Source organism: Neorhizobium sp. P12A (assembly GCF_008365395.1).
In the GTDB taxonomy this organism is placed as follows: Bacteria; Pseudomonadota; Alphaproteobacteria; order Rhizobiales; family Rhizobiaceae; genus Rhizobium.
This window is the reverse complement of sequence record NZ_QOVX01000020.1, coordinates 35,031-46,812: the sequence shown is the minus strand read 5'-3', so window position 1 is coordinate 46,812 and position 11,782 is coordinate 35,031. Positions and strand designations below refer to the sequence as shown.

General features: G+C 57.5%; 11 protein-coding genes. 4 read left to right on the top strand and 7 right to left on the bottom strand.

All coding sequences use genetic code 11. The annotated features are described in order from the left end of the window. Positions 1–117 precede the first annotated feature (117 nt). On the top strand, positions 118–399 hold the full coding sequence (locus tag DTW90_RS30620) for a hypothetical protein (protein ID WP_132516599.1): 282 nt from the start codon (positions 118–120) through the stop codon (positions 397–399). Between the two features lie 132 nt (positions 400–531). After that, positions 532–834, top strand: coding sequence for a hypothetical protein (locus tag DTW90_RS30615; RefSeq protein ID WP_132516597.1), 303 nt, complete (start codon positions 532–534; stop codon positions 832–834). Between the two features lie 21 nt (positions 835–855). Here the strand turns inward: DTW90_RS30615 and DTW90_RS30610 are convergent, their stop codons facing one another. From DTW90_RS30610 to DTW90_RS30605, 3 genes are all read right to left on the bottom strand, one after another. Beyond that, positions 856–1,386, bottom strand: coding sequence for a dihydrofolate reductase family protein (locus DTW90_RS30610; RefSeq protein WP_149343318.1), 531 nt, complete (start codon positions 1,384–1,386; stop codon positions 856–858). 326 nt (positions 1,387–1,712) lie between these two features. Then, complete coding sequence (locus tag DTW90_RS37335) at positions 1,713–1,874, bottom strand: hypothetical protein (protein ID WP_188080107.1); 162 nt, start codon at positions 1,872–1,874, stop codon at positions 1,713–1,715. Positions 1,875–2,031: 157 nt separating this feature from the next. After that, on the bottom strand, positions 2,032–2,352 hold the full coding sequence (locus tag DTW90_RS30605; protein ID WP_149343317.1) for a hypothetical protein: 321 nt from the start codon (positions 2,350–2,352) through the stop codon (positions 2,032–2,034). A gap of 435 nt (positions 2,353–2,787) precedes the next feature. On the opposite strand from DTW90_RS30605, the gene DTW90_RS30600 reads away from it, so the two are divergent. Then, positions 2,788–3,018, top strand: coding sequence for a hypothetical protein (locus tag DTW90_RS30600; protein WP_245512555.1), 231 nt, complete (start codon positions 2,788–2,790; stop codon positions 3,016–3,018). Positions 3,019–3,430: 412 nt separating this feature from the next. On the opposite strand, the gene DTW90_RS30590 is transcribed toward DTW90_RS30600, so the two are convergent. The 4 genes from DTW90_RS30590 to DTW90_RS30575 form a co-directional block, all read right to left on the bottom strand. Continuing rightward, the gene (locus DTW90_RS30590; RefSeq protein ID WP_149343313.1) at positions 3,431–7,225 is read right to left on the bottom strand and encodes a vitamin B12-dependent ribonucleotide reductase; all 3,795 of its coding nucleotides are present in this window, start codon (positions 7,223–7,225) and stop codon (positions 3,431–3,433) included. Positions 7,226–8,157: 932 nt separating this feature from the next. Then, positions 8,158–8,655, bottom strand: coding sequence for a xanthine phosphoribosyltransferase (gene gpt / locus DTW90_RS30585; protein WP_132516589.1), 498 nt, complete (start codon positions 8,653–8,655; stop codon positions 8,158–8,160). 221 nt (positions 8,656–8,876) lie between these two features. After that, positions 8,877–9,719, bottom strand: a complete 843-nt coding sequence (locus DTW90_RS30580; protein WP_132516587.1) for a universal stress protein — start codon at positions 9,717–9,719, stop codon at positions 8,877–8,879. Between the two features lie 99 nt (positions 9,720–9,818). Next, positions 9,819–10,598: a competence/damage-inducible protein A gene (locus DTW90_RS30575; RefSeq protein ID WP_149343311.1), complete on the bottom strand. Its 780-nt coding sequence runs from the start codon at positions 10,596–10,598 to the stop codon at positions 9,819–9,821. A gap of 291 nt (positions 10,599–10,889) precedes the next feature. Here DTW90_RS30575 and wrbA point away from each other — a divergent pair, with 291 nt between their 5' ends. Then, positions 10,890–11,486, top strand: coding sequence for an NAD(P)H:quinone oxidoreductase type IV (gene wrbA, locus DTW90_RS30570; RefSeq protein ID WP_132516583.1), 597 nt, complete (start codon positions 10,890–10,892; stop codon positions 11,484–11,486). The last annotated feature ends 296 nt before the right edge of the window (positions 11,487–11,782 follow it).

Here is an 11,782-nt window from a genome sequence, read left to right as displayed (position 1 = left end):
AGACTGGTTATATGCTTCCACATTAGTGCTCTGACATATTCCAACCTCTTCCACCCATTATGACCGCGCTTGTGCAGCCTTTTCGCTGCTGACAGATTTGCGCGCGAAGGAGATGCTATGCACGGAATGTCCAAGACCCTGACGGAAATGAGCCTGAACGAACGGGCCAACATGATGATGGTCGTCGCCGAGTCCCTGGAAACGGTCGCCGGAGAGGCCGAGGAAGGCGGAGATGCGCGGTTCGCGGCCAATTCAATGGCGATCGCATGTACCATCCGCGGCTGCGCCAACGATCTTTCACAGCGCGATCTCAGGGCAGCCGAGCTTCTGCTCGAGCAGGGGATCATGCTGATGCACGCCTACAGGACGCGGACAGCGCGTTTGGAAACGGTCAACTAGCCGAAGTTGTTTCGACATTGTCGTGGCTCCAACGAATGAGACTGGCGGTACCCAGCCACCCGGCTCCCGGCGAGGGTACTACCGGTATCTCCCTCCACTATGACAACCAACCGGCCGATGGGGCAGCCTCGCATGACAAAGTCCGAGGATACGACCGCTTTGATCGCCCATGACGAGGAAGCCTTCCTGAAGGCGCTCGCTGCCATCCCCACGGGCTATTCCGAAGGCGATTTCAACGGCCGCCGCTGGGGTGCGACCATCAAGCGATCACCTGATCTAAAGCGCATCTGGCTCTTCGCCGAGGATTTCTCGGGCAGCGATATCGTCAGCTTCAACCTCTATGGGCTGGAAGATGGGCGGCACGCGCTGAAGCCATGCGAGATGTCATCTGAGAAGGTGGTGGCGTTTGTGTTGGGATGGCAAATCGCGACGTAGGGTTTGTCGGCCATCCAGCGATCACGCCGGAACGTAGGTCAGCCTGATGACGCTCTCGCCAATCCTCTCGCTGGCGGTCAAGCGCAGCAGCGATCGGGCAGCAGCGAAATATGGTTTGCCGCGACCGAGCACGGCAGGATGGATATAGGGCTGATATTCGTCAATGAGACCAAGCTCGGTCAGGCTCGCCGCCAGCTCCGGTCCGGCGATCCCAATTTCTCCGTCGACCCGGGCCTTGAGCGCACGCATCGTTGCCTCGATCTCTTCTTTGACAAGGGTAGCGTTCGGGCCGACTGATGTCAGGGAACGCGAGACGACCCATTTCGGCTGGCGCCGCCATGCTTCTGCATAGGCTTGTTCCTTCGCGCCCCACTCAGCCCGATCCTCATCCCAATAACGCATGTCCTCATACATGCGGCGACCATAAACGAGGCCGGCCATGCCACGCATCCGCTCCGTGAAGTGCAAAAAGAGCGTGGGATCGCCCGGCAGGAGCTGATGATCGACATAGCCATCGAGTGATTGATTCAGTTCGAAAACGAATTTCGCCATATCAGCTGCCTCCCAAAGCATCGCTAGACTGATTGCGTTATGCAATCGGTTGTGAAGGTAACTTGATAGCTTTTCGGGCGCAATCGATTTTTGAACGCACTGCCTCCGCCCAAAAAGAAAGGGCACCGTTGAGGCGCCCTTTCGTTCATGAAAAAACGGACCTAGTACTGGCCATACCGCCCGTAATACTTTGATTTTCTGACGCCCAATACAATTTCCGGATCCACTTTTGGCCAAACCGGACGCCAAAACTGGCCAACGATGCCGCCCAAAAGAAAGGCCGGGCTGCGAACCCGGCCATCAAAGCTATTTCAAATGAACTTACACTAAAGCCGCGCGGCATCCGCCCGGCGATAATACGGCATGCCCGCAGCCTCGAAGACCGGGAAAATTCCCGCGTTGTCAAGTCTTCGCTTCAGGCTCCATGTCCTTGTGCCAAGCTCGGTTTCGAGATTGCCAAGCGAGGCAAACTCGGCCTTGAATTTCATCAAGGCATCCGGTTCAACGACCGTTCTTATGCACCTTTGAACCGCATGCCTTCGTTGCACCGTTGGCAGATGCCCCGCCGTCACGAGCTGCCGGACTATCTTATACGAGGCGGGCAGGAGTCTTCCCACCTTGTGAAGGCCGATACAGCCATGGTCATCACCGACGGTTTTCCATCCGCTCACCCTCGCAAATCTTTAAGATCCGGGCCTCGAAGCTATGTGCCGATGTGATTTGACGCAGTTCCTCCAGGACGTCCGTCGATCGCATTGCCGACGTCAGGTCTATGGCCTTCAGGAACGCGCGCTGGCCTTCCTTCTCGACCACGTAGGGAACTGAAAAATTGCCCCCGGTTCCATTGTAGTGGTCGCTGCCAAGGCCCGTCGCCGGATCCCATCCAACCGTCCCCACGACCTTCCATCCGGTATCCAGCTCCATTCCGAGAAGCTTCCAGGCACCGGCGAGATGTTCGATCGTCATTCCCAGTCTCCTCTCAGATCAGCTTTCCGTCTCGTGCTGCCCCACCGTCGATGCATAGGATGCGGCTATGGCTTCGCTTGCGTTATTTCACTTGCATCCGTCATTAGCCGTGGTCCGAAATTCGATTGGTGGAAGTCGAAATTGATTCCAACTCGTCCGCTTGTTTCACTATTTGTTCCCCGCGGCATTTCCAGGCGGAAAAACCGCCTGGAAATTCATGTGTTTGCTCTCGAATTAACCGTTGGCCAGTTTTGGCATCCGGTTTGGCCGGAAATCACCCGTTTTTTGTTGATTTGGCCAGTACTTGGTCCGTTTTCTCAGTTCAGATGATTTTTCGATGGATCTACTCAGCTGCACCCACTCGTCGCACCGCAAGTGCCGCACTTCCCGCAGGTTCCATTTTGGACCATCGTGAAGTTCTGGCATTCTGTGGACATGTTGCCAGAGTATTCCGAAGGCAATTTCAACGGTCACCGCTGGGGCGCGACCGTCAAGCGGTCGCCGGACCGCAAGCGCATCTGGCTCTCCGCCCAGGGTCTCTCGGGCAGCGATATCGTCAGCTTCAACCCCTATGGGCTGGACGACGGACGGAACGCGCTGGAGTCATGCGGGACGTCATCCGAGAAGGTGGTAGCGTTTGTGTTGGGGCGGGAAGTCACGATCTAGTATTTCACCGTGATTACCAAATATGCTATTAGTTATCAGCTAAGAACATAATAATACTATGTTGGAACTGCCTGCATTCCGTTTCGCCGTGCATTCTCGATACAGCTGTATCGATCAGCATAGGCTTGGGGTGACGCTCCCACCAGCCGTCCGTTGGAGGCTTTTCTGGACCATCGCCATCCATCTCTTTCTAGATATATTTCCCATTTATCGCCATTGGCATCTTTGCAACTTAGGAACATTAAATCACCCCGCAAAACGTGTTCAGGATAGAATAAGATCGCCACAATTGCAATAAGATTATGATGCAACTTAATAGTTGTATTCGGTTGTATTTGGGATTTTTATTAAGTCAAAAAAGAAAAAGGGCACCATAAAGGTGCCCTTTCATTTCGATTTTCAATGGATCTACTTAGCTGCACCCACTCGTCGCACCGCAAGTGTCGCACTTCTCGCAGGTTCCATTGCGGACCATCGTGAAGTTCTGGCATTCGGTGCACATATTGCCGGTATAGCCCTGCATGATCGAGCGTGCGCGGCGTTCGGATTCCAGCTTCTTGGCGTCCGACTTGGCCGTTGCAGCTTCTTCTGCGGCAGCGTCCGAGAACAGGCCTTCGCTGACGACTTCTTCGGCGATCTCCTCGGCCAGTTCCTTGGCGCGCTCCTCGTAATCGCGCTTGAAGGCGACGACTTCGGAGGTCGAGGCGACTGCTACGGTTTCCAGCTTGCGCACGGTGTTGCCCGAGATTGCGGTGACCGTTGCGCCCGATGCTGCGCGGGCAGGGGTGGCCGAGGCCGAACCCTTGACCTCGGAGGCCTGGCGCTCGCCGCCGGTGCCGGACACGAGCGTCGGCTTGTAGCCGCGGGTCAGGCCCTTGGAGACGACGTCTGCCTTGCCTTCCGATACGCCGCGGCCAAGGGCCGTGTTGTTGAAATCAGACGTATCGACATGGGCGAGATCGTGACGGCCGAGATAGGAGATCGCCAGTTCACGGAAGACGTAGTCGAGGATCGACGTCGCATTCTTGATCGCGTCGTTGCCTGTCACGATGCCTGCCGGCTCGAACTTGGTGAAGGTGAAGGCGTCGACATATTCCTCGAGTGGCACGCCATACTGCAGGCCGAGCGAGACGGAGATCGCGAAGTTGTTGATGAAGGCGCGAAGTGCGGAACCTTCCTTGTTCATGTCGAGGAAGATTTCGCCGAGGCGACCGTCGTCATATTCGCCGGTGCGCAGGAAGATGGTGTGTCCGCCAATCTTGGCCTTCTGGGTATAACCCTTGCGGCGACCGGGAAGCTTTTCCTGGCTGCGCACGACCTTCTCGATCACGCGCTCGATGATTTTCTCCGTGACGGTAGCGGCCTGGGCCGCTGCTGGCTGTGCCAGCAGTTCTTCAAGTGCATCCTCGTCGTCCTCGTCTTCGATCAGCGAGGAATTCAGCGGCTGCGACAGCTTGGAGCCATCACGATAGAGCGCGTTTGCCTTCAGACCGAGCTTCCAGGAGAGCATGTAGGCGCTCTTGCAATCCTCGACCGTGGCTTCGCTCGGCATGTTGATTGTCTTGGAGATCGCACCCGAGATGAAGGGCTGAGCAGCCGCCATCATGCGGATGTGGCTTTCGACCGAGAGATAACGCTTGCCGATCTTGCCGCAGGGGTTGGCGCAATCAAAGACGGCGAGGTGCTCGTTCTTCAGGAAGGGGGCGCCTTCCAGCGTCATCGCACCGCAGACATGGATGTTTGCGGCCTCGATCTCCTTCTTGGAGAAGCCCATGTGGTCGAGCAGGTTGAAGCTCATGTCGCCGAGCTGTTCGTCGGTGACACCAAGCGTGCCCTTCAGGAAGTCGGCGCCGAGCGTCCACTGGTTGAAGACGAACTTGATATCAAAGGCCTGCTTCAGCGCGCCGTTGACGGCTTCTACCTTCTCGTCGGTAAAGCCCTTTGCGCGCAGCGAGCCGGGGTTGACGGCCGGTGCCTGGTTCAGGTTGCCATGGCCGACTGCATAGGCTTCGATCTCGGCGATCTGGCTTTCGGAATAGCCGAGCGTGCGCAGCGCTTCCGGAACGGCGCGGTTGATGATCTTGAAGTAGCCGCCGCCGGCGAGCTTCTTGAATTTGACAAGCGCGAAGTCGGGCTCGATGCCGGTCGTGTCGCAATCCATGACGAGGCCGATCGTGCCAGTCGGTGCGATGACCGAGACCTGCGCGTTGCGGTAGCCATGCTTTTCGCCGAGCTCGATTGCCTTGTCCCAGGCGCTCTTGGCATGGGCGGCCAGATCCTGGTCCGGGTTTTCCGAATGGATCAGTGCGACCGGGTTGACCGACAGGGCTTCATAGCCCGAGGTCTCGCCATAGGCGGCGCGGCGATGGTTGCGCATGACGCGCAGCATGCTTTCGCGGTTCGGGGCAAAGCTCGGGAAGGGGCCGAGCTCGGACGCCATTTCCGCCGACGTTGCATAGCATATGCCGGTCATGATCGCCGTCAGCGAGCCGGCAATGGCGCGGCCTTCGGCGCTGTCATAGGGAATGCCCGACGACATCAGGAGACCGCCGATATTGGCGTAGCCGAGGCCGAGCGTGCGGTATTCGTAGGAGAGTTCGGCGATGCGCTTCGACGGGAACTGCGCCATCATCACCGAGATTTCGAGCACGACGGTCCAGAGGCGGACGGCATGTTCGTAATCGGCAATGTTGATGCGCTTCGTCGCCTTGTCCTTGAACTGAAGCAGGTTCAGCGAAGCGAGATTGCAGGCGGTGTCGTCGAGGAACATATATTCCGAGCACGGGTTAGAGCCGCGGATCGGGCCGCCGGCCGGTGACGTGTGCCAGTCGTTCATCGTGGTGTTGAAGTGCAGGCCCGGGTCTGCCGATGCCCATGCGGCGTAGGAGATCTGCTCCCAGAGGTCGCGAGCCTTGAGCGTCTTCATGACGCGGCCGTCCTTGCGGGCGGTCAGCTGCCAGTCGAGGTCGTTCTCGACGGCGCGCAGGAAGTCGTCCTTGATCGAAACGGAGTTGTTGGAGTTCTGGCCCGAAACAGTGAGATAGGCTTCCGAATCCCAGTCCGTGTCGTAGGTCTTGAACTGCATGTCCTTGTAGCCCTGACGGGCGAACTGGATGACGCGCTGGATGTAGTTTTCCGGAACCTGATCCTTCTTGGCGGCGCGGATTTCGCGCTTCAGGGCAGGGTTCTTGTTCGGGTCGAAGCAATCTTCGCCATCACCCTCGCAATTGACGGCAGCCTTCATGATCGACTTCAGGTGCTTGGAGACGACCTTGGAGCCGGTGACGAGGGCAGCGACCTTCTGCTCTTCCTTGACCTTCCAGTTGATGTATTCCTCGATGTCAGGATGGTCAATATCGACGACGACCATCTTGGCCGCGCGGCGGGTCGTGCCGCCCGACTTGATGGCGCCGGCAGCGCGGTCGCCGATCTTCAGAAAGCTCATCAGGCCGGAAGAACGGCCGCCGCCCGAAAGCTTCTCGCCTTCGCCGCGCAGCATGGAGAAGTTGGAGCCGGTGCCGGAGCCGTATTTGAAGAGGCGGGCTTCGCGGACCCAGAGGTCCATGATGCCGCCTTCATTGACGAGATCGTCCTCGACCGACTGGATGAAGCAGGCATGCGGCTGCGGATGCTCGTAGGCCGACTTCGACTTGGTGATCTTGCCGGTGAAGGGGTCGACATAGAAGTGGCCCTGGCCGGGGCCATCGATGCCGTAGGCCCAATACATGCCGGTGTTGAACCACTGCGGGGAATTCGGGGCAACGCGCTGGGTGGCGAGCATATAGGCAAGCTCGTCCTTGAAGGCGCTCGCATCTTCTTCGGACGAGAAATAGCCACCCTTCCAGCCCCAGTAGGTCCAGGTGCCGGCGAGGCGGTCGAAGACTTGGCGAGCATCGGTTTCGGAACCGGTCTGCTCTTCCTTCGGCATGCCCTTCATCGCGGCTTCATCGGGAACCGAGCGCCACAGGAAGGAAGGAACATCGTTTTCCTCGACCTTCTTCAGCTTGGTCGGTACGCCGGCCTTGCGGAAATACTTCTGGGCCAGGATATCAGCGGCAACCTGGGAGAACTGCGCGGGAACATCGATGTTCTCGAGGCGGAAGACGATCGACCCATCAGGGTTCTTGATCTCGCTCGTCGCCTTGCGGAATTCTATGTCCGCATAAGCGCCTTGGCCGGCCTTGGTGAAACGACGTTCTATCCGCATGGTCCCTTTACCTCTGTTTGGTGCGCCCCGTCCCCGTGACCAAGGCGCAAGTTTCCCCGTCCAGCGTCGCGGTATCAGCGCGCAGCCAGTGTTCAATCCGCTTCGACAGGAAGTGTCATCCGAAGATGGTGTCCCTGTATCTTGTGGTGATGGTGGCTGCAAACACTAAATATAGTATTAACAGCTTCTTTCCGCCAGTCCCCAAATACCGTTTTTGGAAAGCGATCGAAGCCGACAGAAATCCCCCCGGAGCGCCGCCGTTTCCGGTCTATCACTCTGATTTCCAAATTCGATTTCGAGTGAGAACCGGCCTCGTGTTCAACACTGGTCCGGTCGCCGCCGCAACGTTTTGCTATTAAGTTTGAAACACCTGATTCCGTCAAGGGCTGGTTTTTGTCGGATTGTTAACCACAACATATGGTGGCTCCGGCTGTGGAAAATGGGGGAAACACCGAGAACCCCTGAGATTCAAGCCTTTGAGCAAGAAACTTACCACATCAGGTAGCTGAATACTCACGCCGAGCAACCTTTAGGTAGCGTGCAGGCGACAAGATTCTTAGTGTTGCCAAAAGGTCGCGGACATAGAGACCGCCAACGTGCCACCGCTTCCAGCGATTCGCTCGAATTTGCGTATAGCTCCATGATCTAATTGGATATTCTGTTCGCTTCCGGCTACAAAGGCGAGATGCATGGCAAATCTGCCGGTATTACCTGTCGGTAAGACGGTGACCACATAGGACGACATCTGATTCGAATGTTCGCGCAATAGCATCGATCACGTTTCCTTCCGGAATCACCGCGTGGCCATAGATTTATTAGAAAATGTTAATGTGTCGCTGCAAGAGCGTGGGCCACCAAGATCTTGTGTCCATAAGAAAAAAGGGGCACACGATTGATGTGCCCCTTCAAAAACAAGTGATGCAGCAGCAGAATCAGCCGCGATGACCCTTGGAGATCGGCTCCTGGTAGGTGAAGCCCATGTCCCAGGGAAAATAGATCCAGGTATCCTGGCTGACCTCGGTGATGAACGTGTCGATCGTCGGCACGCCCTTCGGCTTGGCATAGACGCAGGCGAAATGCGCCTTCGGCAGCATGGCGCGAACTTCGAGCGCGGTTTTTCCCGTGTCGGTGAGGTCATCGAGCACCAATATTCCCTCGCCGCCATTGGCCGCAAGCTCCGGATTGATTCCCTTGAGCAGGCTCATTTCGCCCTGGTTGGCATAATCATGGTAGGAGGCGATGCAGACGGTCTCGATCAGTCGGATATTCAGTTCGCGAGAAACGATCGCAGCCGGCACCAGACCGCCACGGGTGATGCAGACGATAGCCTTGAATTCGCGATTGAGGCCGGAAAGACGCCAGGCAAGCGCGCGGGCGTCACGGTGGAACTGATCCCAGGATACGGGAAAGGCTTTATCGGGGAGGGACATGGCGTTCGGGCTCCGCAAGGCAAGGACAATATTGCGCCGACAAACCGGCGCTCCTCGACAGATCCCGTACGGGCGGACCGAAGACCTATAAACGCAATTCGCGCAGTGGGAGCTGCGCGAACGGGTCCCGAAGCGGGAGTTCTGTCATTGGTCGCTGCTATTAGCGGGATTTGCGGCAAAAAGGCAAGAGCCGCGACCTCCCGCATGCAGCCTCGGTCGCTTTAGCGAGAGAGTAGTGTAAGCGCCGTCATCGACTGCAGAAGCGTCTTCGTCGTGCCGCCGAAGATCATCTGCCACAGCCTGGAATGCGTGTAGGCGCCCATGACCAGCAGATCGATGCTGCTGTCGGAAAGGCGATTCTCGATCACGTGCGAGGCGCTCTTGTCCGCGCTCGAGGCGGTCACCAGCGTTACCTTTATACCGTGACGCGTCAGCGTCGCGGCAATCTCGGTACCGGTCAGGAGGGGCGTCTCGCCATTGGTTTCGACCGGGTCGACCGAGAAAATCTCAACCGCATCGGCAGCTTCCAGGAATGGCATGGCGTCGAATGTCGCCCGTGCGGCTTCCTTCGATCCGTTCCAGGCAATCAGCACGCGCTTGATCGGCTTGGGCTGCTTGAAGATATAGGGGATCATCAGAACAGGCCTGCCGCTTTCGAACAGGAAGCTCTCGACATCCACGTGGGCGTCGGAAGGGCTCGCCGGGTCGGGCTGAACGGCAACGATGAGATCAGAACTCCGCGCACTTTCCAGAAGCGGCTGCGAGGCATAGCCCACCGAGCTTGCAAAGCTGCGCCATTCAAAGGAGACGCCGTTGGCATGCGCCTTGTTGTTGAAGGTCTCCTTGATCTGCTGCGATTCCGTATGGGCCATGTCCTGAAGCGCCTGTACGGCGACCGGATCGGGGATTTCCATCGGCGCGACGAGCGGAACGGCTGAAATGATTTCCGCATGCAGGCCGATGACATGGGCGTCGTGTTCGGCGGCTAGCGCAAGTGCAAAATCGATGGCGACACCGGCGTTATCCGATGTATCGAGGATGGCCAGTATGGTCTTGTAGGACATGACGCGGGCTCCTGTGAAAATCTAAGCTGGAAATTGATATTCTGCACGTCTGACAATGCTTTGAACATATCCGCGGTTCCCTGATCCGCTTGAAGCGGATCAGGATTTTGCTGCTTCAGTAGACTGATTTCCCTCGGCTTTCGCCTGTCGGATGGTCTCGATCATCGCTCGTACCTCTTCGGCGGCAGCGTCGAGTGACGCCTGCTGGCGCGCGCGCACCACGATTTCGGTCGAGAAGGTTTGGCCGACATAGCGCGGATAGGATCCGATGCTGGTGTCCGGATGTGTCTTCTGGATTGCTGCCAGCGGCGAGCCGATCTCTCCTTCTCCGAAGGGGCAGGAAATTGCGGTCGAAAGCATCCGCGTGCCCGTCTTCAGCGTCGGGATCACATTGTCGAGCATCGCCTGGAAAACCTGCGGCACGCCGGCCATGACATACACATTGCCGATGACGAAGCCCGGCGCCGTCGAGACCGGATTGGCGATATGGGTGGCGCCAACAGGCATCCGCGCCATGCGCTGGCGGGCTTCTGTGAATTCCATTTCCCGCCGGGCATACATCTCGGCCATCAGCTTCATCGCTGCCGCGTCATGTTCGCAAGGCACGCCGAAAGCCTTGGAAATGGCATCGGCGGTGATGTCGTCATGGGTCGGGCCGATACCGCCCGAGGTGAAGACATAATCATAAGTGCCGCGCAGGGCATTCAGTGCCGCGACGATGGCATCTTCCTCATCGGCGACAATGCGCACTTCCTTGAGATCGATGCCCGACATGGTCAGCATGTCGGCGAGATGGCCGATGTTTTTGTCCTTGGTGCGGCCGGACAGGAGTTCGTCGCCGATGGCGAGCATGGCGGCGGTAACGATCTGGTGGGTCATGCAGGCAGTACCTTCTCTGATGTTTTGTTGTCGAATTTATAGCAATTCGACAAGACGGGAAGTGCGTCCTATTCGGCGCAGAAAAGTGAATGCAACCCGGAGGGTCGTACATAAAGATTGAACAGTCCGTCTCTAAGGTCGCGACTGGCAGGCCCCGGCGCAGTGGTTTACCTCTTTGCCAACTCAACACGTTGCAAGGCATCGGGCATGCTTTTCGATTTCATCAAACGGCTTCTCTCCGGTCCGCCGGCTCCGGCGCCGTCATCACCTCAAACGAAGGAAACGCAGAAAATGGCTAAGGTTCTCGTACTTTACTATTCCGCTTACGGTCACATCGAAAAGATGGCTTACGCCGTTGCCGAAGGTGCAAAGTCGACCGGCGCGGAAGTCGTCGTCAAGCGCGTGCCGGAACTGGTTCCGGAAGAGGTCGCCAAGGCTTCCTATTACAAGATGGACCAGGAAGCACCGATCGCAACGCCTGACGAACTCGCTGACTACGACGCCATCATCGTCGGCGCCGGCACCCGCTTCGGCACCGTTGCTTCGCAGATGCGCAATTTCTGGGATCAGACAGGTGGCCTGTGGTTCGGCGGCAAGCTCGTCGGCAAGGTCGGCTCTGTCTTCACGTCTTCGGCCACCCAGCACGGCGGCCAGGAATCGACGATCCTGACCTTCATCCCGACCTTCCTGCATCACGGCATGGCTGTTGTCGGCCTTCCCTACGCTTTCCAGGGCCAGATGGGCACCGAGGAAGTCAAGGGCGGCTCGCCCTACGGTGCTTCCACGATCACCAACGGCGACGGCTCGCGTCAGCCTTCCGAGATTGAACTCGAAGCCGCCAAGTTCCAGGGCGCCCACGTCGCCAAGATCGCTGCCAAGCTCGCCTAAGCCGACTCCGATCGCAGACAGTTGTGAAAAGCGCGACCTCTAGGGGTCGCGCTTTTTCGTTTTTTGAGCAACCTTTCGGTGAATTTTCTGTTCCATCGAGCTCGGCGACGCTGCTCGCGAATTTAGGCTTCCTGAAGCTAATATTCATTAGAAAACAAGGCGCGTATATTTAAGCGTCATTAATTTAGCAATAATTTCAATTACATGAGTCGCAAATAGGCGCGGCACTGTCGCCAAACTGTCATATGCCGTGGATATAGGTCGGCCCTACTTAAAATTGCTTAAGGGAATTTTGA

Coding starts and splice junctions, on each gene's coding strand:
- DTW90_RS30620 (WP_132516599.1), top strand. CDS start 118: ATGCACGGAATGTCCAAGACCCTGACGGAAATGAGCCTGAACGAACGG.
- DTW90_RS30615 (WP_132516597.1), top strand. CDS start 532: ATGACAAAGTCCGAGGATACGACCGCTTTGATCGCCCATGACGAGGAA.
- DTW90_RS30610 (WP_149343318.1), bottom strand. CDS start 1,386: ATGGCGAAATTCGTTTTCGAACTGAATCAATCACTCGATGGCTATGTC.
- DTW90_RS37335 (WP_188080107.1), bottom strand. CDS start 1,874: ATGAAATTCAAGGCCGAGTTTGCCTCGCTTGGCAATCTCGAAACCGAG.
- DTW90_RS30605 (WP_149343317.1), bottom strand. CDS start 2,352: ATGACGATCGAACATCTCGCCGGTGCCTGGAAGCTTCTCGGAATGGAG.
- DTW90_RS30600 (WP_245512555.1), top strand. CDS start 2,788: ATGTTGCCAGAGTATTCCGAAGGCAATTTCAACGGTCACCGCTGGGGC.
- DTW90_RS30590 (WP_149343313.1), bottom strand. CDS start 7,225: ATGCGGATAGAACGTCGTTTCACCAAGGCCGGCCAAGGCGCTTATGCG.
- gpt (WP_132516589.1), bottom strand. CDS start 8,655: ATGTCCCTCCCCGATAAAGCCTTTCCCGTATCCTGGGATCAGTTCCAC.
- DTW90_RS30580 (WP_132516587.1), bottom strand. CDS start 9,719: ATGTCCTACAAGACCATACTGGCCATCCTCGATACATCGGATAACGCC.
- DTW90_RS30575 (WP_149343311.1), bottom strand. CDS start 10,598: ATGACCCACCAGATCGTTACCGCCGCCATGCTCGCCATCGGCGACGAA.
- wrbA (WP_132516583.1), top strand. CDS start 10,890: ATGGCTAAGGTTCTCGTACTTTACTATTCCGCTTACGGTCACATCGAA.